This is a genomic window from Paenibacillus thiaminolyticus (assembly GCF_007066085.1).
Taxonomy (GTDB): domain Bacteria; phylum Bacillota; class Bacilli; order Paenibacillales; family Paenibacillaceae; genus Paenibacillus_B; species Paenibacillus_B thiaminolyticus.
In genome coordinates this window covers 4,311,726-4,334,867 of sequence record NZ_CP041405.1, presented here as the reverse complement: position 1 = coordinate 4,334,867, position 23,142 = coordinate 4,311,726, and the positions used below count along the sequence as shown (strand labels likewise).

Below are 23,142 nucleotides of genomic sequence, written 5' to 3'. Positions count from 1 at the left end.
CATCTCAATATGCCATAACCGAGGCGTCGCCGGACAACAAAAAAAGGCACAGCCAGCGCGATAAATCACGAGGTTGTACCTGTCCGGTAGCATTGCCTTTAAGTTATTTAGCTGTATTATAGCCGGAACCGTCCGGTTTGGCTATAGCTTTTTCCGCTTTATGATTAATTTTTTCCTTGCCTGCTCATTCTAAGGATGTCAATCAGACCCAAAAAGGATGATCTCCATGAACCGCGGATCTGAGTTTATCACCTATCTGCAGCTTTGCTTCATCATGATGCTGTCAACAGGCTTACTGAATCATGTCATCATTATTCCGCTCATGCTTCAGCAAGCCGGCCGTGACGGATGGTTGAGCGTTATTATGCTGGCGCTTATCGTTCTGGCTTGGATACCCTTGCTCCAGAGGCTGATGAAGGCCAAGGGACAGCAGGCCTTGTTCCCTTGGATGAAGGCTACCTTCGGCCCGGCGGTTGCCTGGTGCGTCACGGCCATTGTTGGGCTGTACCTATGGATCAGCGCGTTTGTCACGGTGAAGGATACCGCGAACTGGGCCAAAACATCGTATTTGCCGCAGACCCCCTTTTTCCTTATTACGGTATCGCTCTTGCTTCTCTGTATTTTCGGGGCACTAGCCGGGCTTCGATCCATTGCCATTTGTTCGGGGATCCTGCTTCCGTTTGTCGTCCTGTTCGGATACTTCATCATGTTCGCCAATGCCAGATACAAAGACTACTCCTTAATGTTCCCGCTGTTCGAGCACGGGTATATGCCGGTGGTTCGCGGAACGGTGTACATCGGAGCGGGTTTGGCCGAACTGTTCCTCCTGCTTCTTATCCAGCACCGGATTTCCAAGACGCCCCGCTTCCGGGGACTCGCTGTGCTTGCTCTTATTTTATGCGGGTTGACAATAGGGCCGCTTATTGGCTCGATTACGAATTTCGGCATCAAGGAAGCGGCCAACATCCGTTACCCGGCATTCGAGCAGTGGAGATTGGTTACGGTCAGCAAATATATCGAACATATCGATTTTCTGTCCATTTATCAATGGATGTCGGGCGCGTTTATCCGCATTTCGTTCATGGTCTTTCTGATCGTGGAGCTGCTTCCGCTCAAGTCACTGTACCACCGGCTGCTCATGTGCATATTTTCGGGAGTGACCTTGCTGATTGCCGTCAATTTGCACCTAAACGATATGCTGTTTTTCAAATTTCTCGAAATCTTCTTTTTGCCTGGAACGACAGCAATCTTTCTCCTGTTGTCCCTGTTCCTGTTCCTGATGAGCTGGTTCCGTTCCCGGCGCGGCACGAAGCCGCGCCCCAAAGATTTATAGCAAGGAGGCTGCAACTATGGGCGCCAATTCGTCATCCCCTACTCCGCTTACGCTCAAAGTCATTCACGATTATTTCGCGGAATGCTCCGATATCAAGTCAGAAAACTACGAATTCGGTTCAGCGGAAAGGACGTTCCAGATCACCTTAATCTACTGCTCCGGGCTCACCGATATGAAGCAGTTGAACCAGGCTGTCGTTCCGGCGCTGCATCGCATGCTGCAAGAGGCCTCCTCCGTCTCCCAAGCGGTGAGCCGCAACCGGCTCATCCCTCTGCTTCCTTTGCCTCCGGGGGCAGGATTGATAGAGATGGAACGGAAGCTGTTCGCTGGAGAGCTGCTTGTCTATGTGCATGGCGACAATGAAGTCTACTTCATCGATATTTGCGAGCGGCCAGAGCGGCAGCCGGAAGAATCCAATACGGAAGTTTCCATCAAAGGTCCAAAGGATGGATTTACGGAGAATCTGGCCACGAATGTGGCGCTCGTCCGCAAGCGCCTTCGCACCCAGTCAGTGAACTACGAAACGTTTATTATCGGCAGGCGCTCGCAGACCGAGGTCGGACTGCTCTACATGCAGGATGTCATTCGGCCACATCTGGTCGATACCGTAAGGAAGCAGCTCTACTCGATTGACACCGATATCATCGTCGGCAGCTCCCAACTGGGTGAATTGATGCTGAACTCCAATTATTCCATGTTCCCGCTGATGGATTACATCGGACGCCCCGATTATGTGGTCGAATCGTTAAGCAGAGGCCGATTCGTCATTCTCGTCGACGGATCGCCTATGGCGCTTATCGGTCCTTCCAGCCTGTGGCTGCTGCTGAAGTCGCCGGAGGATATCCATTTCCCGGTGTTCTTCGTGGTGCTCCAGCGCATCATCCGCTTAAGCGGTCTGATCATCTCTCTCTTCACTCCCGGCTTCTGGCTTGCCCTTACCGCCTACAATGTGGAGCAGCTTCCGTTCCCGCTCCTGGCGACCGTGTCGAATACCCGGACTGGCCTCCCGTTGTCGGCGACGATGGAATTGCTGTTCATGCTGGGCATGTTCGAATTATTCCGTGAAGCCGGCATTCGCTTGCCGAAGGCGGTAGGCCAAACCTTGGCAGTTGTCGGCGGCCTCATCGTGGGAGACGCCTCGATTCGTGCGGGGCTGGCTTCTCCGACGACGCTGGTCGTCGCGGCGGTCACAGCCGTCGCAACATTCACGCTTATCAACCAATCTCTGAGCGGAACGGTTAGCGTGCTGCGGCTGGGCGTGCTGCTGGCCAGCTCGCTGCTGGGCATGTTCGGCTTCTTCCTGGCCGTAATGACCATTTTGCTCTATTTATCATCGATAATGTCTTACGGCATTCCGTATCTTGCCCCCGTATCGCCGCCCCAATGGAGAGACATGTGGAAGGCGCTGCTCCGCGTGCCGCTCAATATGGACAAGTACCGTCCCTCTTATCTGACGAGAGAGCAGGACAACACGAGAAAAGGGGACGATTCTTGAGATGAACGCTAGATGGAAACAGGTTATCATCCTCCCGCTCGCGGCAGTGATTCTTGTCGGTCTGCCCGGCTGCTGGGATGCCAAAAATATTCAGGACATGAACTATATCGCGGCCATCGGGATCGACTACGAGGGCGGGAAATACGTCATCTACACGCAATCGCTCGACTTCATGAACGTCGCCAAGCAAGAGACCAAATCGGCTGAGCCCGCTCCGATCTGGGTTGGACGCGCGACGGGCTACACGTTGGAGATGGCCATTAATGCCATCTACAACGCCTCCCCGCTGCGCGTCCTGTTCGAGCACACATCCGCCGTTATTATTACGGAGAGAGCGATGAAGCATAATGTCAATCATATGTTGGACGCGCTGCGGAGATACCGGGAAGTCCGGTATACGCCGTGGGTATTCGGGACGAAGGAGCCCCTGGACAAGCTGTTGTCGGTTACGAATGTGTTCAATATATCGCCGATCACATCTCTGCTTCATCACCCGGAGGAGGTGTATCAACAGAGCTCCTTCATCGCCCCGATTCAATTACAGAAGATGGCGGCGGAGCTGGGAGAGCCCAACTCTGCCATTATCCTCCCGTCCCTGATCACGCAAGACACGCAATGGGTCAAGAATGGGAAGCCGAGCGGACAGTACTTACTCAACGGGGCTTATATCCTCGTGAACGGCAAGCATAAAAAATGGTTGTCATGGAGAGATCTGATGGGCCTGCGCTGGCTGACAAGGACAACGGCGCGCACGCCCGTCGTCGTCGGCAATAAACGCAAGCCAGACGCTGTCCTGTCGATGTATTATCCGAAGAGCCGGATCCAAGTATCGATGAAAAACAATCAGCCCGTCTTTCACATCAAACTGAAAGTGTCCGGACATCTCGATGAAATGCTGGAAAATGTGCCGCTTGCGAAGCTCCGCCGTATGCTGAACGACAAAATCGAAAAGGATATCCGGAAAACATTCGAGAAGGGATTAGAGGATGGCATTGATATTTATAACTTGAAAAACGAGGTATACCGCAAAAAGCTGACGCTGTGGAAAGCGCTCGGCAACGGAAAAGATATTCGCCTTACCCCCGAGTCCATCGCCTCGATCAAGGTCAGTGCAGAAATTCACCACAGTGGAGCATATAAATATGTCAACCCAAAATAAGCTTCCGGAGATAGCAAGACCCTGTCGGATGTAGACAGGGTCTGTTCTGCTTCCGGTGCGCGCCTTAGCTGGCCGCCGGAGCGGTCGCGCCCAATGATTGCAGGATCGACTCCGGCAGCCACAGCCGATTGTCCGTCAGCTTCGATTGAACCGGCTGCTTCTGTCCATTCACCTGAATCTCGAGCGCATTCAAGATATAGATTACGTTTGCATCGCCTTTGGTCAAGGTGACCGTCTTCGTCTTGTTGTTATAGACGATGTCGATGCCTTGCTCTTCCGCCTTCGCCCGTACCGGAACAAGGACGTCCGAAGCGGATGGCTTCTCCGGCGCGGCCTGCTGCTCCTCGCCCGCCGACATATCCAGCGCGAACTTGGCGAAGCCGTCGCTCTCCAGTTCGATGAAGTGCATGCCTCCAGCTTGAGCCGCTGCCTCTTGAGCCTTCGGAGACGTGCGGAACGTGACATTGGCCTCCCCTTGAATCGGTACGAAGGACCAATTATTATCTGCGGTCGGATTGATTTTTTCGTTCTGCGCGATGTAATCGATCAAGACTTGCCGTGTCTCATCCGGCGAAGAGATTACGATATTGGACCCATCCAGGTTCGGGAAGTTGCCTCCGCCGCTCGCACGGTAATTGTTCGTGGCAATCAGGAACTTCTGCTCCTTCGTCACCGGCTTCCCGTTATATTCCAGATTGACGATCCGGTGCGAATCCGGAGCCGCCAGTTGTCCTTGACGATTGTAGCGGGCCGGCTGCGTCACATCGATCTGATACGTAACGCCGTCGATGACGTCGAACAGGTAGGTAGGGAATTCTTCATTGATGAGCGGCTGCTCTCCTGACTTGCCCGGCACAATCTGGTTGAATTGCCCCGCCGCATGCTCCAGCCATTCTCTGACTTCATCGCCATTGAGCAGCACGACGTTCACCGTATTCGGATACACATACAGATCAGCCGCGCTCTTCACGGCCAGCGTGCCTGCCGGAATATCGGTGAAATAGCTCGGGCCCCAGCGGCCGCCTGCCTTGAACGGAGCTGCCGCCGACAGAACTGGAATTCCGTCATAGGAAGTGCCTTGAATATATTTTTCCGTATACCATTTCTGGGCGTTAGAGACGATCTGAACGGACGGATCGTCGCGCACGACGGAGAAGAAGCTGTTGATCGGCGCCGTCGTCTCCCCAATCGGCTGGCGCACATATTCGATCGTGCCTTCGTGATCCGCCTTTACGGCATCCACAATGCGCTGATCAGCATCGACAAGCGATTTCTTATTCTCCTTATCGTAGATCGGACGGGCTTCGGACTGGCTGTCGACGACCGTCCATTTCCCCCCGGACTTCTCCAAGGTCAGATCGATGATGCCAAGATGATCACCCCAGAATCCCGGCATGACCGCAGGGGTCCCATGTATGGTTCCTTTCTTCACATCGACTCCTTCGATGTTCTCGAAGTCCGAACTCGGGAAGACATTGTGGTCATGCCCGAACATAACTGCGTCGATTCCTGTGACCTGGGTCAAATAGTAGACCGTGTTATCATCATTGCCCTTCCGCGGACTGCTGTCGAAGCCGGAGTGAGGAATCGCGACGATGAGATCGGCGCCTTCCTGCTTCATCTTCGGCACGAATTTCTCCGCAGTCTCGATAATGTCCTTGACGACAACCTTGCCTTCCAGGTTCGCTTTGTCCCACTCCATGACCTTCGGCGGCACAAACCCGATGACCCCGATTTTCAGCGTAGCGTCTTGGCCGGCATCATCCTTGAACGTTCTCGTCAAAATTTCGTACGGCTTGAAATAGTTTTTATCGTTATCCGGGTTGTTGTCTCCATCATCGAAATAGACGTTGGCATTCACGTATGGGAACGCGGACCCTTTCAAGCTGCGATCGAGGAACTCCAGACCATAGTTGAACTCATGATTCCCGATTCCGGCCGCATCGTACTCAAGCAGATTCATCGCTTTGAATACCGGATGGACCTGGCCGTCCTGAAGCGGCTTGATTTGGGCGGCATAATCCCCCAGCGGATTGCCCTGAATCAGGTCGCCGTTGTCGAACAGCATGCTGTTCGTCACCTCTTGACGCGCCTTCATAATGAGCGATGCCGTCTTCGCCAGGCCGAATTCGTCGGTCTCCGTATCCTGGTAGTAATCATGATTGACAATATGTGTATGAATGTCGGTCGTCTCCATTAGCCGCAGCTTCAGCTTCGCCCCTTGCGCCTCCGCCGAGGCCGCCATGGAGAATGTGCTGCTCAGCAGCATGACGGCAAGAAAACATGTTAACGCTTTCAATTTCTTCATTCCAGCAACCCTCCCGTTGTCTTCAATCCCATTTCGGCAATCAAATGATACGAGTGTCTTTACAAAATTTCATCATAATACCCCTTATCTTATGTACAATGCTGCTATTTCCTCTCCCCTCCTACGAAAAACGATAGGTTCAATCATAACATGAACGACTTGCTTTATTACTGTAACCTTTGTTCATCCATTTGGCAATAACCTGTTTCTCATTTTACAAAATAAAAAAAGCCTGCGGCCCATGCGCCATCTCGCCAGCTATCTTGGTTGACTGACGATATCGATGCCCAGCATAGCCAATGCGCCCGCGCCGACCGTCTATACGGCAACGGCTATAGTCTGCCACAAGGTCACATAGCCCTTGGGCGCCCCCGAGACCAGCGAAATGAACGCGCCAATATGATGGCCAAATACTAGCGGACCGATCAACGCCACGCCCGGAACGCCATATTTTCCGAATATCTTCCGGGCACGCTCCATTCGCTTTCCGCTTCTCATTCCCTGCCTGCCGCTACTCCATTTGCCATGCAGAACAATAATGAGCATGATGGACAACCAGTTCCCGATCAGCGCTGCAGCTATGACCGGAATTGGCGAAATCCCAAGCATAACGCCGATTGGCGCAGCTACATATCCTTCCAGAAAAGGAATCATCGAGACGACAAACACAGCTGCCGATTGCAGCAGCACATTGGCCTCTTTCACGTTTTCCAACACATTAAAAATAAAATCCATCCTTCTCTCCCCCCCACATACTGCGCCTCTGCATGAGGCTCGTTCGTGTCCTTGGTGCAGACTTCAGTCTCGCACAACTGCTGCAGATTCACAAGGCAGGACTTATCATACAAGTTTGACTTGACGGTCTCCCGGAAAGAAAACATGGAAGCTGCGCAAAGGGGATACGTTTGACTCCGAAGAGTTAGCCAAGTGCCATTCCCAAGCTTACGGCAGCCTATAACTTAACGGTTCTGGATGAGTATTGGCGAATGGAGTCTGTAAGCTCATAAGTAAGCTTGCCATAATCCCAACATCCTCTTCCCAACTCCCTGTACTTCAATTATAATGATAATCATTATCAATTATAGAAAGAATCAATATACTCTTATCCAACTTCACCGCTGCCAGCCGAGATTTAAGGCTGAACCAGGTGTGGAGCCCGGCATTCTGGTGCTGAATGAGAGACTTGTATAGATATATTATTTGGAGGATTTATAAATGTGGGTCATCTATGCTTTTGGTGCGGCGCTGTTTGCCGGTATTACTTCTATTCTTGCTAAAATCGGAATTCAAAATACTGATTCCAACCTGGCTACCGCCCTCAGGACCGGGATTGTTGTCATTTTTGCCTGGATCATTGTATTTGCGGGAAACATTCACCATACTCTTTACGACATCAGCTTGAATTCCCTTGTCTATCTTATTTTATCAGGGATGACGACTGGCGCTTCTTGGATTTTCTACTTCAGAGCGCTTCAATTAGGAAATGTTAATGTTGTCGTTCCAATTGATAAATCAAGCACGGTTATTACGATGCTCTTCGCGATCATCATGCTGGGCGAGCCGGTCACGATATTAAAAATGATCAGTATGGCGACGATCGGTATTGGAACGTATATGATGATACAAAAACAAGACGTTGAGCAATCCGCCGACAGGAGCAGGAAATGGATTTGGTACGCTGGACTATCTGCTTTTTTCGCAGCAATCACCGCTATATTAGGGAAAGTCGGGATCGAGGATGTTGATTCCAATTTAGGCACCGCCATACGAACGATTGTCGTGCTGATCATGGCTTGGTTGATTGTATTTGCCACCAAAAAACAGAATGGCATCAAAGAAATCGATAAAAAAAGCTGGATTTTCATTACATTGTCAGGTTTGGCCACCGGAATGTCCTGGCTGTTTTATTTCAAGGCATTGCAAGAAGGACAGGCAAGTATTGTCGTGCCCATTGACAAATTGAGTATCATCGTGACGATCATCTTTGCTTATATTGTTTTGAAAGAAAAATTGTCTATGAAGGCTTTTGCAGGTTTCATCTTGATTATTCTTGGTACCTTGTTGTTGCTAATATGAACATTTTTGGCTCCCATCCCACGCTCAACACGGAATTGGCAAAGAAAAAACCAGTAGAAACAAGGAAATTTTGCTTCTACTGGTTTAAAACTTGTCTCAAACCTATACCCTCTCAGTTATCCACCAAATCTGTCTCGACTATTACCGTTACCCACAGAGCTTAGATCTTGTACGCCTTCATCGCCTTACGGATCTCTTTCCACGACGGGCGCTTGCCGTACATCAGGACGCCGGTGCGGTAGATCTTCGCCGCCAGCCAGCCGAACACGAAGACCGAGACGAGCAGGATAACGATCGATGTCCCGAACTCCCACCAGGCTACCTCGCCTGCGCCAAGGCGCAGCAGCATCGAGGTCGGAGTAAAGAACGGAATAAAGGAAGAAATCTTCACCAGCAGCGAATTCGGCGTCGAGACGCTGAAGATGGCAATATAGAACGCCGCCAACGTCAGCATCGTAATCGGCATAATCGCTTGGCCAAGATCTTCTGTCCGGCTAACGATCGAGCCAACCGCCGCGAACAAGGTCGCGTACAGGAAATAGCCCAATACGTAGAGCAGCAAACCGCCGCCTACGACATTCCAATCGATCATCGACATATCGAAGTTAATGGCCTTCAGCGGCGCATTGTTATGCGGCAGCATCAGATTCCCGATCATGACGAGGAAGAAGAGCACAACCTGCATCAATCCGAGGATGAACATCCCGATAATCTTCCCGAACATCTGGGCGAGCGGAGATACGCTCGTAATGAGAATCTCCATAATGCGCGAGCTCTTCTCCTGCGTAACCTCGGACGCGATCATATTCCCCGTCATTGTATTCGTCATGAAGAACAAAATGATGAGCACGGTGACGACCACGATCGATACCCCCTTCTTCGCAGGGTTCTCCTCTTCGCCGGCATTGGCTCCATCCTTCAGGATCGTCTTGTTCTCGACTTGAACCGGCTGGTTCAATTGGGCGATCTGCTCCGGAGTCAGCGAATCCTTGACCAGCCACTCTGTCTTAATCAGCGTGAGCGTGCCCGTCAGCTTTGATTCCTTCTCCATGCCAAGTCCGTCTTTCCCGGAATAGACGACGAGCGGAAATTCCCCCTTCGCCTTGTCCTCGAACATAATATACCCTTCGATCTTCCCGGCCTGCACATCCTTCTTCAATTGCTCCTCCGTCGCATCCGTATACGGCACGAAGCGAAAGTCTGCCTTCTCCTGCTTGGCATAATGGTCCATCAGCGACTTCGCAATGTCCGGATGCGGTCCGGAGACGACACCGATTGTCGCGGGCTCGTTTTTCGAAAATAATGAGATAAAGTACGGAACATTGGCGCCCACGCTAATCAGCAGAGCCAGAACGAGGGTCGAGATGAGAAACGATTTGGTCATTAACTTGGTTCGCAGCGTAAATCCGATAACCGTCCATACATTATTCATTCGAATCACCTCCTACCGCCTTGATGAAGATTTCGTTCAAGGTCGGCTCCTTCACTTCGAAATGCTGAATTGGACCTTGGGCGAGCGCTTTCTGCAAAATCCCCTGCGCCGCAGCCTCGTCGCTGATCCGAATCCGGTAACCTTCCTCCGTCCGGTTCACGTCGGCTACTCCCGGAATCGAACCGAGCCCTTCCACTTCCCCAGCCGTACGAAGCAGCACTTGTTCCCGCGGGTAACGGGACTTCAACTCCCGCAGCGAGCCTTGGACGACTGCATTGCCTTTCTGTAAAATCGTCACATTGCGGCACAGCTCCTCGACATGCTCCATCCGGTGGGTCGAAAACAGGATACTCGTGCCTTGGTCGCGAAGCTCCTTGACGGTCTCCTTCAGCAGTTCGACATTGACCGGGTCAAGTCCGCTGAAGGCCTCATCCAGAATGAGCAGCTTCGGCTTATGCACGATGGCGGCGATGAACCCGATCTTTTGCTGATTCCCTTTGGACAGTTCCTCAATCTTCTTGTTGTAGTTCTCCGGCACATTGAAGCGTTCCAGCCAATATTTGAGATTCCGGTCCGCTTCCTTGCGCGGCATTCCGCGCAATTGCGCCAAGTAGGTCACCTGATCGCTTACCCGAATCTTCGGATACATGCCCCGCTCTTCCGGCAAGTACCCCAGCGTGCGCTGCAGCTCGGTATGGAACGGCTTGCCGTTATAACGGATCTCTCCTCCATCCGGGTAAATAAGACCGAGCACCATGCGCATCGTCGTCGTCTTCCCCGCGCCGTTCGCCCCGAGCAGACCGTAAATTTCCCCCTCTTCGACGTCCAGACTCAAACCGTTGACGGCCGTCTTGTCCCCATACTGCTTCACGACTTGCTTCAACTCCAATGGCTTCATTCGCTTCGAACCTCCTAATTCAACTCGATTAAATACGCCAGAATATCATCCAGCTCGATGCCGGCCGTCTGCCGCGGAATAACCCCATTCTCCTCTAGGAATGCATCGGCCTGATCCGCCTGACTGGCAATCAGCCGCACCCCGTTCCGCTCCTGAATCACCTTGACCACGCCCGGAACGCCGGCATAATCCCCGGCCTCCCCTTCTACCCAGAATTCCTTCCAGGCATCGAACAGAGCATCCTTCTCGATCACGAGCAGCACCTGACCCTTGTGCAGGAACAGAATATAATCGGCCAGCCGCTTCACTTCCTCGATAATATGCGTCGCAATGACAACGGAACGCTGCCCTTCTGCCAAATACGAATTCAAATCTTCGATCATCATCCGCCATGAAATCGGATCGAAGCCGGAAGACGGCTCATCCAGCAGCAGGAGATCCGGCTGCGGGCAGATGGCCAGGATGAGATCGAGCTTGCGGCGCATCCCTTTGGACAGCTTCTTGAGCTTCGTCTTCGGGGGGATATCGTACCGGGCCATCAGATGATGGTACAACTTCCAATCCCAACGCTCATACCAGTAGGCGTTGAAGGATGCCGCCGCTTCCGCGGTGAGATCATCCTCCTCCGAATTGGGGCTCTCCGCCACATAACCGATGCGGGCCTTGACAGACGTGTCCGGCTCCGGTTGATTGACCTCCTGGAAGAGCGCAACGGTGCCGCTGTCCGGCTTAATGAAGCCCATGAACATGCCCATCAGCGTCGACTTCCCGGCCCCGTTCGTTCCCACAATTGCGGTGACGCAGCCCAAGGGAATCTGTATGTTCAACGGTCCAATTTGCAGCCGTTCCCTGCGCTTCACCACGTCCTTCAATACTATGACCGGCTCGGTATTCATCGCATTCTCTCCTTATTCCGGATTACTTCATCTGCTTCTGCCGGATCAGGTCCTCTAGTATGTGCGTTAGCTCTGCCACGGACATCTCCACCCGAATAGCGGCCTCGATTGCTTCCAAGAGCGCGTCTTCCACGGCTTGCTTGCGGTAGCGCTCCCGCTCGCCGGCCCCGACCGGAGCAACGAACGTCCCCGTTCCCTGCCTCGTCCGCAGCAGCCCTTCCGCCTCCAGATCCTGATACACTCTTCGGACCGTAATGACGCTGCACCGCAATTGGTGGGCAAATTCACGAATCGACGGCAGCAGCATCCCTTCATCCAGATAACCGCTCAAAATCAACGCGCGCAGTTGATTCGTAATCTGCGCATATAACGGTTCCGAGCTGTTCTCATCAATGTTGATCGGTATGAACACCGCCTGCCCACCCCCTGACTCTTCATAGTGGTATCGTTGCATTACAGAGCTTGCCCGTCTAATCGAGTTCCCGATTGCGAATCGTGTTCCGGGTGATTGCCATGCCGATAACCAACGCCTGGACAATGACGCCTGCGGCGATCAAGCCGCTTACCCACGGATAATACTTGGCGATATAGATAACGGCCATCATCATGCTTCCCCCGGACAAGGCCACGATAACAGAGAGGGCCAGTATGATGAACATGACAAGAAAGACGAGTCGCAGGTAGCCCCCGGCATGCTTGCCCAGTTCAAACTGGATGTAAACCGTCTGAACCACGAAGGAGTACGCGGTCAGAACGAGCACATAGGCGACGAGCGACAGCGGCGAGAAGGCCGATTGCAGACTGTCGCTGAGCATCAGCTGGAAGGTGAAGAACACTGTCATATTCAGAACGAAGGCAACCGCCAGCATCATATAGCGTGATAAGGCGATCGTACCCACATCAATCGGCAGAATGCGCAGCTTCCTCATCCATTTCGTATAAGAATCCTCCTGCAAATAGCGCGTGTTCCGCCGAGAGAGAAAGAAGCCCAAATTCGGCAAGGTGAGGAGGTAGACAAAATCAAAAACCGCCCGGAGAACTAAAGTATCGCCCTCCTGATCCGATTTCAACAAGCCGTTCAGCATCAGCGTCGAGATAGCCCCCATATAACCACTGAACAGCAAGGTGAACAGCGCTCCCCATTTAAAGCGAAGCAGGTCTGTCTTGACCAGCATCCACGCATCCTTCAACTGCTTATTCACCGATATCCCCTCGCTTCTCGTATCCATCCATAACATGTGAACAACCTCGTGTCTTGTATCTTGAAGCTGCTGCCTCCTTGCAGCACTGTGCTTACTGTTTATATCCTTATACACAGTATAATCACTTCGCCATTTTATTGTCAAGGCACGATTCCGATGATATGCGGCTTCGGGTTGACACCTATAAAAAAAGCATCCCGGGCGAGGAATCTTCGTTCGCGCGGAATGCTTGACAGGAGAAAATACCCTTATGCCGTGCTCCCCTCAACGGAAGCAAGCATAAGGGCTTGATCGCGTACCTAGCCAAAGATCGCATCGATGACCGGCTTCGTGTGGCCACCTGGGTACAGTATATAAAGAAGCGTATATACGGTAACGCCGGTGATGGCTGTAATGAACCAGATGATCGAGGTGATTTTCCCGATTTTGCGGTGCAGCTTGAATTTGGACCGGAATCCGCTGACTAATGTCGTTATGCCGAATACGGCCGCCACGGTAGCGAGCACAATATGGAACAGCAGGAAAATGAGATAGATCGTCTTTAATCCTTCAGGGCCGCCCCAGGATGTGTTGCCTACAAATATAGTTCGTGACACGTAGATGATAAAGAACAGAAGGGCGGCTACGGCTGCCGCGATCATCGTCTTCTTGTGCGCCTCGCGCTTGCCCTTGATAATAAGCGCCCAGCCGATCGCGACCAGAATCGCACTAATGACGATAAATGTCGTGCTTACCGCAGGCATAAGATTATACAAATCCACGAATGGTATGCCTCCTCTACCTCAATTCAGACTTTCCTATTATTATAAACCAATTCTATGAATGGAGCTGCCCATCCGGAAGAGTGTCCACAATATCGTCATCCTCTTTGCTTTCTCTACGGTACCAATGAATGAAGACATAATACAGAATGCAGCCGAACATAATCTCTTGCACCAGCTTCATAATGACGCCTCCGAGCTGCTGATCCTCCTCCGGCGAGAACCAGTTGAAAAATTCAGGGCCGTCAAAAGCGGCCAGCAGCTTGCTCGGATCGCCGGTAAGGCAGTAACCCATCGCTTGGATCCACGTTTCCTTGTCCACATAAGTCGCATACAATGGCTCGCTCGCAAAAATAATAAGCGCGCACGCTGGCGTAATCAGCATGCCGTTCAAGAAAATATAGCCCATTTTCTTGACGTCGCTCAGAATAACCCACTCCGGGACCGGCACGACAATTGGCCACCACATGATCATGGACGCGATGAACAGAACAATATAATAGACGACATGAACCGCGTAATGCGTCATCACGTAATCATGTATTGCCGGCACATGGTAGAACGAGAATAACGCATTGAACAGGACGGCCATAAGAATCGGATGCATGAATCCTTTCAACCACCGCAAGGGCTTGCGATCAAGCAAATACTTCCACAGCCAGGCCGGGACGCCTAATAAAATCAACGGCGGCACAATAATGTACGTTATGGCCATCATCAGCATATGGAACGTCAGCATCATATGGCTCATGATGTTAAGCGGGCCTCCTTGGGCCAAATATAACAGCAGTACGCCGTTAATGAACATGAGCTTCTTGGGTATAGGCACGGGATCAACCTGGGCGAACACTCGTCTATACGGGCCCGTAATTCCCAGATAGAGAATGATAATAAGCACCGAAGAGACAAGAAACAACGGACTCCATACATCATACGGGCTAAAATATTTCGTTAATTCCAACAATCTCGTTCATCTCCTTCTCTTGCGGATGCCATCATTTCGCCACATTTTGCTCTATTACGGAAAAAGAGGCGACGCCTGTACGTCCCCTCTTTCTAAATATCCGATTCGGCTTACCACCAGACCCAATATACGGCCATAATAATTGCCAGGAATGCGACGAAAGCTCCACCTATCATAAAGACAATGGGCAGCATATGGCCTTTGTCCTTCATATGCATCCAGTAGGCCATTTGAATGATGACCTGCAGAACAGCCATAACAAGAAGCAGAATATAGGTGAAGGTTTTGTTCACGATACCGGCGGAAGCTACCATTACAAAGGCGATAAGCGACAGTACGATGGAGAAGATAAAAGCAATGATATGCTTTTGCTTTCCTTCATGCTTATGACGGCGATTTGACGAGTTGGATGCCACATTTTGAGCTGCCATCGCTTATCCCACCTTTCCCATCAAGTAGACAACCGTAAAGATGAATACCCATACGACGTCGATGAAATGCCAGTACATCGCGGACACATAGACTTTAGGCGCTGTAACCAGGTTCAGTCCTTTCTTGAAGAGCTGGCCGATTAGGATGGAGATCCAGACGACGCCGAAGGCAACGTGCGCGCCGTGGAAGCCGACCAGCGTATAGAACGATGTACTGAAGGCGCTTGTCGTGAACGTATGGCCTTCATGGACGTACTCGACGAACTCGTAAATCTCCAATCCGAGGAAGCAGAAGCCAAGGCCGACGGTAACAATCAACCACGTAATCAGAGACTTGATGTCCTTGCGATGCATAGCTTGAACCGCGAATACGCTCGTCAAGGAACTCACCAGCAGGATAGCCGTCGTGGTCGCAATCATCGGAAGCTGGAACAGCTCGCTCGCAGCCGGTCCATCGCCTATCTGATCGCGGAGCGCAAGGAACGTCGCGAACAACGTGCCGAACAACACCGCTTCGCCGCCAAGGAAAAGCCAGAAGCCAATCACTTTATTGCGGCCGTCTAACGTCGCTTTTTCCGGTTCGTGAGGCCAGTGGCCGTCAGCCTGGTGTGCAGGTGCGCTCATGCTTTTACCCCCTTCTGCTCCATCTCTTCCGGTTCAATATGATAGCCGTGATCGTCCTTGAGGGAACGAACGACCATACAGGCGAAAGTAATCACCAATCCAAGAATCGCAATGAGATGGTTGTTGAACAGGAAATTCAACGCCCCATTTTTGAAATCGTCCTTGGCGAACATGAAACCAAAGCCGGCAATGAACAGCCCTACGGACATCATGAACGGCAAGATGGAAGGTGAAGGCATATGGATCGCTCCAACCGGCTCGGCCGGCGTCATCTCCGTACGGCCTTCCATCTTTTCTTTCCACCAAGCATCATAGCCGCGGACAAGCGGCGTCTGCTTGAAGTTGTATTCCGGCGGCGGAGATGGAATCGTCCACTCCAGTGTGCGTCCATCTTCCCAAGGATCGTTGCCGACAACCTGCTTCTGGCGGTGCGAGATAATAACATTGGCCAGGAAGAGCAATACCCCAACCCCCATCATCAGTGCCCCGATGGTACTGACGAGGTTCATCGTATCGAAGCCTTGGTTCGGCAAATACGTAAAGACGCGGCGCTGCATCCCTATCAAGCCTAGGAAGTGCTGGATGAAGAACGTCAGCTGGAAGCCAATCCAGAACATCCAGAACGTGGCCTTGCCTATTGTCTCGTTCAGCATCCGGCCGAACATCTTCGGCCACCAGTAATGGAAGCCTGCGAACAGACCAAGGATAAGCCCGCCTACAATCGTATAGTGGAAGTGAGCTACGACGAAATAGGTGTCGTGGAACTGGAAGTCTGCCGGCGCCGCGGCCAGCATGACCCCGGTGACCCCCCCCATAACGAACGTAGGGATGAAGCCCACTGCAAACAGATTGGCAGTAGTGAACTTGATCGAACCGCCCCATAACGTAAATACCCAGTTAAATATTTTGATCCCCGTCGGAACGGCAATCAGCATCGTCGCTATCGAGAAGAGCGCGTTGGCAACCGGCCCAAGGCCAACCGTGAACATGTGGTGCGCCCAGACCATGAAGCCCAGGAACCCGATAAGCACGGTGGCGAACACCATGGAACTGTACCCGAACAGACGCTTGCGCGAGAATGTGCTGACGACATCCGAGATAATACCGAACGCAGGAAGAATCAGAATATATACTTCAGGGTGACCGAACAACCAGAAAATATGCTGCCATAGAATGACGTTACCTCCATTCGGAGTATAGAAAAAGTTCCCTCCGAAGAGACGGTCGAACATGAGCAATACGAGACCTACCGTAACGGCAGGGAAAGCGAACAAAATGAGCGCGGACGTAATGAACGCCGTCCAGGTAAACATCGGCATCCGCATGAACGACATACCCGGCGCGCGCATGTTGATGATCGTAGCCAGGAAGTTGATCCCGCCGATCAGCGTGCCAAGACCGGAAATCTGCAGACCGAGAACATAGAAGTCAACTCCGTGATGCTGGCTGTACTCCGTGCTGGACAATGGAACATAGGAGGTCCAGCCTGCGTCAGGCACTCCGCCCAACAGCCAGCTCAGGTTGAGAAGCAACCCACCGAAGAAGAATGTCCAGAAGCCGAGCGCATTCAGGAACGGAAACGCAACGTCCCGCGCCCCGATCTGCAGCGGTACTATCGCATTCATGAGGGCGAATATCAGTGGCATGGCGCCCAGGAAGATCATGGTCGTCCCATGCATCGTAATCAATTCGTTGAATAACTGCGCATCCACGAACTCGAAATTCGGTTTGATCAATTGTATACGTATTAAGATGGCCTCAATACCGCCGATACCGAAGAATATCCCTCCGGCAATAAGGTAAAGAATACCTATCTTCTTATGGTCGACCGTCGTCAGCCAATCCATTAAGCCGCGATGACGCTTCACCGTGTGAGCCAAGGTCGTTACCTCCCCTAGAAGATGCTTTTCTATTGCTTATTGATTTCTTTCAGAGAATCAAGTTTGTATTCCGCCAGATATTTCACAATGCCGTCAAGCTCTTGCTCTGACAATACGCCCTCGAATTTAGGCATCGTATTCCCTGGCTTCACCTTCTGCGGATTCAGAATCCACTGGCGCAAATGATCTTCCACCACTTGCTGTTCAATCGGTTCGTCAATCGTATCCCGGTTGAGCATGATGCCGGCGACAGCTTCGCGGCTTCCCGTTCCCTTCAAGTTCGGGCCGAGGGAAGGCGCATTATCGATCGCGTGGCAGGTCAGGCAGTTCTGCTTGAAGCTCTCGGCGACTTGCGCATCGCCTTCGAACGGCTTCGGCTCTGCCTTCATCTCATTAACCCAAGCGTTAAATGTCTCCTCGCTTACCGATTTGACTTTGAACTCCATCAAGGCGTGGGACTGTCCGCACAACTCGGCGCATTTGCCCCGGTATACCCCAACCTGGTTCGCGCTGAAGTACATCTTGTTCACGTTGCCCGACGGGTTGGTGTCCATCTTCCCTGCCAGAGCAGGTACCCAGAACGAGTGAAGAACGTCAACCGTCCGCAATTCGACCGCCACGTTTTTCCCGGCCGGAATGATCATATCCTGTGCTGTATGTACGCCCAGTTCAGGATATTCGAACTCCCACCAGAACTGGTGCGCAGTTACCTTCACCTTGATCGCGTCCGGATCCTTGCTGTAATCTTCAGCGAAGGCAAACACATACTTCACGGTCGGCACTGCCAGAATAATCAAGAGGAGAATCGGAATAACCGTCCAAATAACTTCCATCTTGTGATTGCCTTCTACTTGCTTCGGAATCGATTGGTCACCCGGCCGTCTGCGGAAGCGGATGACGGCATAAATGGAAAGCGCGAATACGGCAACGACTACGAGCGTCATAATCGAAATCGCAATCTTCATCAGACCGAACTGACCCTCTGCTATCGGACCCTGCGGATTGAGAGCGGACAAATCCGCGCGTCCACAAGCACTGAGCAGCAAGACGAGCCCGGCTAACAGAGGAAGGAGTCGCTTCACTGCATGCCACCGTTTCATCATTGATCAACCCCACTTTGTACGTTTTCGCTGATTACCGCATCTCATGCCCCTTCACTTGCCCTTCTGTCCGAATGCATCAGCATACATTCATGCGAACGTATACATTCTGCTCCACGCGCGGGATTCCTGTCCTCTCGGCACGCTGTAATCGCTACGGAAGAAAGGCTTCGACCGTGTAGGTAGCGGCATGTGCATACGCTTACGCATGCCCATGGCTATCCAACCGGTCCCCAAGGAGTCACCGGCTTTAAGCACGGATGTCGTAATCCTGTCAATTAATACAATCACTTACCTAAATATAATTACCAATATTTTATTTGTCAATGTTTCGGAGGGAGTTCACAAAGTGTTCAGAAAGTCATTTTGGCCCGTTATATCAACAAATGCAAACGCTTACAAAATCATTTTACCTCTATCGAAATGTGTCGAAATCAAGAAGATGTTGTCAAATTTTCGATTCTCAAACATTGACGGCGATGCTTCCTGCATACTTATACTCGTTTTTCAGAAAAATAAAGTAAATCTTGAAGGAGGGATGCTTATGTCGTCAAAAAATGGTCACACCCCCAAGCGCAATGTTCACTCAATTGTCACTTATACCGTCTGTGCGCTAAGCATTGCCATCGGCTTGACTGGCTGTATTGGCTACCGCTCCGAGAAAACGAGATCCTATGACGGCAATACAACCGCCAATTACGCGAACCGGAAGACGGTGCAGCCTCTGGAAAAAAGGCCCTCAACCCCAACCGATTCCGATATCGCCACACCCGATTACACCGCCAAAGGCAACAGTCTGGAGCGGAAACGGTTCGACCGCCCGGAATTGCATCGTCCCAATACATTGTATGTGGATCGCCCGCTGAGCGCGCTCGTCAGCAATATTGACGGAATCGCGGTCGGCTATGTTCTGAGATGGAACGACACCGCCTACGTGTCTTTGACTCTCGACGGGACAGCTAACGGGGTGAACGGGCGAGGCGGAAAGGGCACCAGGGAGCAATACGGCATTGGACGAATCGAAACCAGCGGCGTTCTTGATGACGAGATGAAGCGCAAGGTTCCTCGAATTGCGACCAAGCACAGCCCGATGCGCACGCTGGAGCGGATGGACGATCTGTCCGGTGAATTCCTGCATACGGTGGACACGGCAATTCGGCGCCATGACCCGAGTCTCGCCAAAGTATACACGAGCGCCAATAAGGAATTGTTCAATTCCGTCTCGATTCACGCGTTGCGAGCGTACCCGGGGGAGTCGCTGGAATCGGTGCAGGACATCATCCGGGAAGATCTGCGCCGCTATATGCGGTAAGGCCCGCGCCTCGCCGCAGGACGCAAAAAAAGCGCTCCGACCTGTTCGGAGCGCTTCATTATATTTAAGAAATGATGTTTTGATCCTGATTGCTGCACGTCCTGCACGCGGCCGGTGTACATCCATCCGCCTGCTCTCTGCCATGACTGCGTGAATTACGACACGCTGGTGTCGATCTTGCCAAGCTCAAGCTCTACAAGATGAGTCAGTTCGTCTTCATAGCCTCCCATAATCCGATACTTCCGGATATACTCCCTCACAAACTTCCGCGGATTCTTTGGACGGAAAATGCGAGTCATCTCCAACAAACTTTCTTTCACTTCGTTGTGACCTTTCGTTGCCATGAAAATTCCCTCCCAAAAGCGTTGTAGAACATGCTCCGCAATGGAGTACAGCCTGGACGTTTCGCTTCTCTTTCTGGAACTTCGCAACCGTTTCTCTATTATAACATATTCGACAGCGCAGCAAAAACACACCGCTATTGTTCACCAAGCAATGAATCGGGCACCTTGGACATGAACCGCGGCTTCGCTCTTGAAATGACTTCCGGTTCCGCCAGGGACAAGCTCTGTAGCATGCCTTCGGTTCGTCCTTTGCCGCCGCTGGCAAGCAGTTGGCGAACACGCTATAATGGGATAATTAGGAAAGGGGCGTTACGTGTTTGAAGGGATTACGCGGACTTGGATTAGGCAGAGATATCGCATTGCTGGCTATTATTTTGTTCTTTGTGGAATTCGTTCGGGGGGCGGCCCTGATTTCATTTATTCCGATCTACGGGAAAAATACATTGCATATTAGCCTGGCCATTATCGGAACCGCCATTACGGCTCACTATTTAACAGATACGATTCTGAAAATGGGGATTGGATATTTGCTTGACCGCTTCTCCCCCAGGCTCATTATCAATGCTGGATTGTTGATATCCTTCGCGGGCATCGGCCTGTTCTATTACGGTTCAAGCGACTGGCTATTCATCGCAGCGGCCGCCCTGTATGGCGTCGGCATCTCCCCGGTATGGATCGTGTGCCTCACCAAGGTGAAGGAAGAGAACCGGGCCGCGCAAATGGGCTTTCTCTATATGATCTGGCTTGTCGGGATGGGGGCGGGCCCGGTCGTGCTCAATCTGATCGTGGACAAGCATCCGCAGACCGCCTATCTGCTTCTGTTCGCCTTATCGGGTATCGCCTGGGTGCTCAGCTTCTTCGTCGGGGGCGGCAGGCAGCAGTTGGCCGATGCGGCTCCCGTTCCGTTCCGGCAGCAGTGGGACGCTCTGCTCGTGAAGGTGAAGGCGATGAAGCCGCTTCTCCCGGGCATGATCCTGCAGACGCTGGGCGCGAGCATGCTCGTCCCGATTCTGCCGACCTTCGCCGCGGAGGCGCTCTCCTTCTCGAGCCAGCAGTATTCGGTCCTGCTCGTGCTTGGCGGCGGCTTCACCGTGCTCGGACTTGTCCCGATGGGCAAATGGTCGGACCGCGTCGGCCGCAAGCCGTTCCTGATTATCGGCTTCGGCATCTTCGGCCTGGCGCTTGCCTCACTGTCTCTTTATCCATCGGTTATCTTCGCTTACGGACTGGCCGTACTGCTCGGAATATCCTATTCCGCGGTGCTGCCGGCCTGGAACGCGCTGCTGGCGCTATATGTCCCGCCGGGGCATAAAGGTCTGGGCTGGAGCCTGCTCTCCACCGTGGAAGGGATCGGCGTGCTGCTCGGTCCCGTTATCGGAGGTGTCATCGCGAACGTGTCGTCCGCCGGCACAGTCATCTGGATCAGCGCGGGCCTGTTCACCGCGATTTCGATTATTTATTTGTTGTTCCCGTCACGATGGTTTGCAGAAAGGTAACGGACAAGACGAACCCGCCAGGCAACCGTGCCGGGCCCGGATACAATTCCTTGACCGGGGGCATCTATAATAGAGAGCCTGCGCGACGGCACCGCCCTCGCGGCAGACGGATGCTGAAAAAAAGGAGCTGCGCACCGATGACAAAAGAACAGGAGCATAATCAATATAAGATGAATCCCATGTCCCGCGACAGGGTCGAGGTGGACGGCATATATGCGAATGAATGGGGACGGGAAGAAGTGCTTCACCGCGGCCAGCACTTCCCCTCGGATCCGCAATTGGGCGCATCCGAGTGGGAGCTGAAGGAGTTCATGTTCGACAATCACCATGAAGGCCGGACCGATCCCCGGCTCGTGCCTAAAGCGGAAGAAGAACCGCCGAAGCAGACGCATCCGCGCAAGCATACCGATCGGGGCGATAAATAAGATTGACGATAAGGGGGCCTGCGGGCCCCTCGTCTTCTGTTCAGGTTACATACCCGTATTGTATTCGAATCCATTCGGCCAGTTCCTCCGCCAGCTCCTCCGCTCCAAGCAGCCGCCACTCCATATCCGACAACTTGTAATGCTTGATTCTATGGTCGGCTTCGAGGGGAGCGGCCAGCGGATTCTCCCTCATTTCTTCCCATGCCGGCTCCGTATAGACGAACAGCTCCATCCCCTCCGCCCCTCGCCGAAAGACAAGCCGCAGAACCGAGATCAATTCTTGGAAGGAAGAGGCGGCGAAGAATTCAAAAGGCTGCACGAATGAAGAGAAACCGCTTCCATTCCAAGGAACAGAATGAACGCTTCGCAGACGGAAGCCCAACCGGTTCACCGCATCGATGACGATACTCTGCTCCACGCTCGGAATCACTTCAATCCGATCCTCATCCGAAGGCTCCCTCGCCTCTTCGGTCTCCATCGCCGTCTGCAGCCAGACGGACGTATCTCCGATAGTCAAGGGCAAATGGGCCGGAAGCTGGACACAAAAAGGAAGCTCCCTCGCCTCCATCGGCTCCACGCTCACATAGGAACACACGGGATAACGCATCAACGTACAGATCCTCGACATGCCGTCCGGAAGGTACGGCTCCGCATAATCGGTCTGCAAAAGCAACTGAATCCCTTCAATTCTTCGGGACAAGGGGCCGCCGCGAAGCTTCACGATGCCGCGCATCTGCTCGCCCGGCGCATAACGCCCCCGCTCCAGCAAGGTATCAATCTGGCTTCCTCCGTACATCGCGCTTGCCAAGAAACGATTGAACATGGACATGCGGCAGCAGCCTCCCTGGACTCCTTATTGGCGATCACGGTCCATTCGATTACGATGGCCCATTCGATCCATTCGACGAATCCCTTATTTTTCCTGCCCATTGCCGGGATCTTCCTTGCAAAAAGTTCACGCAAACCACCGCTGTTTTGCTATGATAATAGAATCATAGATGACCCT

At 52.4% G+C, this 23,142-nt stretch carries 22 protein-coding genes; 7 read left to right on the top strand and 15 right to left on the bottom strand.

Features of this window, described 5'->3' with window-relative positions:
- Positions 1 to 226: 226 nt before the first annotated feature.
- Genes FLT43_RS19365 through FLT43_RS19355 form a run of 3 tightly spaced genes read left to right on the top strand, consistent with a single transcriptional unit; the run spans position 227 to position 3,987 of the window.
- Positions 227 to 1,333, top strand: a complete 1,107-nt coding sequence (locus tag FLT43_RS19365) for a GerAB/ArcD/ProY family transporter (protein ID WP_244194315.1) — start codon at positions 227 to 229, stop codon at positions 1,331 to 1,333.
- A 16-nt stretch (positions 1,334 to 1,349) separates the two neighbouring features.
- Positions 1,350 to 2,828 (top strand): spore germination protein, encoded by a 1,479-nt coding sequence (locus tag FLT43_RS19360; protein ID WP_087444035.1) that lies wholly within the window; start codon positions 1,350 to 1,352, stop codon positions 2,826 to 2,828.
- Between the two features lies 1 nt (position 2,829).
- The gene (locus tag FLT43_RS19355; protein WP_087444036.1) at positions 2,830 to 3,987 is read left to right on the top strand and encodes a Ger(x)C family spore germination protein; all 1,158 of its coding nucleotides are present in this window, start codon (positions 2,830 to 2,832) and stop codon (positions 3,985 to 3,987) included.
- 64 nt (positions 3,988 to 4,051) lie between these two features.
- Here the strand turns inward: FLT43_RS19355 and FLT43_RS19350 are convergent, their stop codons facing one another.
- On the bottom strand, positions 4,052 to 6,295 hold the full coding sequence (locus tag FLT43_RS19350) for a bifunctional 2',3'-cyclic-nucleotide 2'-phosphodiesterase/3'-nucleotidase (RefSeq protein WP_087444037.1): 2,244 nt from the start codon (positions 6,293 to 6,295) through the stop codon (positions 4,052 to 4,054).
- A gap of 318 nt (positions 6,296 to 6,613) precedes the next feature.
- Positions 6,614 to 7,030 carry a small multi-drug export protein gene (locus FLT43_RS19345; RefSeq protein ID WP_087444038.1) on the bottom strand — a complete coding sequence of 139 codons (417 nt, stop codon included), beginning with the start codon at positions 7,028 to 7,030 and terminating at the stop codon, positions 6,614 to 6,616.
- A 480-nt stretch (positions 7,031 to 7,510) separates the two neighbouring features.
- Here FLT43_RS19345 and FLT43_RS19335 point away from each other — a divergent pair, with 480 nt between their 5' ends.
- Positions 7,511 to 8,371 carry an EamA family transporter gene (locus tag FLT43_RS19335; RefSeq protein ID WP_087444039.1) on the top strand — a complete coding sequence of 287 codons (861 nt, stop codon included), beginning with the start codon at positions 7,511 to 7,513 and terminating at the stop codon, positions 8,369 to 8,371.
- 160 nt (positions 8,372 to 8,531) lie between these two features.
- Here FLT43_RS19335 and FLT43_RS19330 read toward each other — a convergent pair whose 3' ends face one another.
- The 11 genes from FLT43_RS19330 to coxB form a co-directional block, all read right to left on the bottom strand.
- Positions 8,532 to 9,803 carry an ABC transporter permease gene (locus FLT43_RS19330; protein WP_087444040.1) on the bottom strand — a complete coding sequence of 424 codons (1,272 nt, stop codon included), beginning with the start codon at positions 9,801 to 9,803 and terminating at the stop codon, positions 8,532 to 8,534.
- A complete protein-coding gene (locus tag FLT43_RS19325) occupies positions 9,796 to 10,701 on the bottom strand; it encodes an ABC transporter ATP-binding protein (protein WP_087444041.1) in 906 nt (301 codons plus the stop codon). Before FLT43_RS19325 ends, FLT43_RS19330 begins: the two co-directional genes overlap by 8 nt.
- Before the next feature lie 14 nt (positions 10,702 to 10,715).
- Complete coding sequence (locus FLT43_RS19320) at positions 10,716 to 11,597, bottom strand: ABC transporter ATP-binding protein (RefSeq protein ID WP_087444042.1); 882 nt, start codon at positions 11,595 to 11,597, stop codon at positions 10,716 to 10,718.
- 22 nt (positions 11,598 to 11,619) lie between these two features.
- Positions 11,620 to 12,009 (bottom strand): GntR family transcriptional regulator, encoded by a 390-nt coding sequence (locus FLT43_RS19315; protein ID WP_087444043.1) that lies wholly within the window; start codon positions 12,007 to 12,009, stop codon positions 11,620 to 11,622.
- A 58-nt stretch (positions 12,010 to 12,067) separates the two neighbouring features.
- Positions 12,068 to 12,835, bottom strand: coding sequence for a hypothetical protein (locus FLT43_RS19310; RefSeq protein ID WP_244194316.1), 768 nt, complete (start codon positions 12,833 to 12,835; stop codon positions 12,068 to 12,070).
- 263 nt (positions 12,836 to 13,098) lie between these two features.
- Positions 13,099 to 13,560 carry a DUF420 domain-containing protein gene (locus FLT43_RS19305; RefSeq protein WP_087444044.1) on the bottom strand — a complete coding sequence of 154 codons (462 nt, stop codon included), beginning with the start codon at positions 13,558 to 13,560 and terminating at the stop codon, positions 13,099 to 13,101.
- A gap of 55 nt (positions 13,561 to 13,615) precedes the next feature.
- Positions 13,616 to 14,524, bottom strand: a complete 909-nt coding sequence (gene ctaG / locus FLT43_RS19300; protein WP_087444045.1) for a cytochrome c oxidase assembly factor CtaG — start codon at positions 14,522 to 14,524, stop codon at positions 13,616 to 13,618.
- Positions 14,525 to 14,634: 110 nt separating this feature from the next.
- Positions 14,635 to 14,955 carry a cytochrome C oxidase subunit IV family protein gene (locus FLT43_RS19295; protein ID WP_087444046.1) on the bottom strand — a complete coding sequence of 107 codons (321 nt, stop codon included), beginning with the start codon at positions 14,953 to 14,955 and terminating at the stop codon, positions 14,635 to 14,637.
- Between the two features lie 3 nt (positions 14,956 to 14,958).
- Entirely contained in the window at positions 14,959 to 15,579 is a 621-nt protein-coding gene (locus FLT43_RS19290; protein ID WP_087444047.1) for a cytochrome (ubi)quinol oxidase subunit III, read from the bottom strand.
- On the bottom strand, positions 15,576 to 17,426 hold the full coding sequence (ctaD, locus tag FLT43_RS19285; protein ID WP_174818152.1) for a cytochrome c oxidase subunit I: 1,851 nt from the start codon (positions 17,424 to 17,426) through the stop codon (positions 15,576 to 15,578). Before ctaD ends, FLT43_RS19290 begins: the two co-directional genes overlap by 4 nt.
- 62 nt (positions 17,427 to 17,488) lie before the next feature.
- On the bottom strand, positions 17,489 to 18,562 hold the full coding sequence (gene coxB, locus FLT43_RS19280; RefSeq protein WP_087444049.1) for a cytochrome c oxidase subunit II: 1,074 nt from the start codon (positions 18,560 to 18,562) through the stop codon (positions 17,489 to 17,491).
- A gap of 541 nt (positions 18,563 to 19,103) precedes the next feature.
- On the opposite strand from coxB, the gene FLT43_RS19275 reads away from it, so the two are divergent.
- On the top strand, positions 19,104 to 19,871 hold the full coding sequence (locus FLT43_RS19275) for a hypothetical protein (protein WP_087444050.1): 768 nt from the start codon (positions 19,104 to 19,106) through the stop codon (positions 19,869 to 19,871).
- Positions 19,872 to 20,026: 155 nt separating this feature from the next.
- Here the strand turns inward: FLT43_RS19275 and FLT43_RS19270 are convergent, their stop codons facing one another.
- On the bottom strand, positions 20,027 to 20,215 hold the full coding sequence (locus FLT43_RS19270; RefSeq protein ID WP_006284293.1) for a hypothetical protein: 189 nt from the start codon (positions 20,213 to 20,215) through the stop codon (positions 20,027 to 20,029).
- 317 nt (positions 20,216 to 20,532) lie between these two features.
- On the opposite strand from FLT43_RS19270, the gene FLT43_RS19265 reads away from it, so the two are divergent.
- Both FLT43_RS19265 and FLT43_RS19260 read left to right on the top strand, forming a co-directional pair.
- A complete protein-coding gene (locus FLT43_RS19265) occupies positions 20,533 to 21,711 on the top strand; it encodes an MFS transporter (RefSeq protein WP_164776272.1) in 1,179 nt (392 codons plus the stop codon).
- Between the two features lie 137 nt (positions 21,712 to 21,848).
- Complete coding sequence (locus FLT43_RS19260) at positions 21,849 to 22,136, top strand: transposase (protein ID WP_087444051.1); 288 nt, start codon at positions 21,849 to 21,851, stop codon at positions 22,134 to 22,136.
- A gap of 40 nt (positions 22,137 to 22,176) precedes the next feature.
- Here the strand turns inward: FLT43_RS19260 and FLT43_RS19255 are convergent, their stop codons facing one another.
- Complete coding sequence (locus tag FLT43_RS19255; RefSeq protein WP_087444052.1) at positions 22,177 to 22,965, bottom strand: sporulation protein; 789 nt, start codon at positions 22,963 to 22,965, stop codon at positions 22,177 to 22,179.
- Positions 22,966 to 23,142 lie beyond the last annotated feature (177 nt).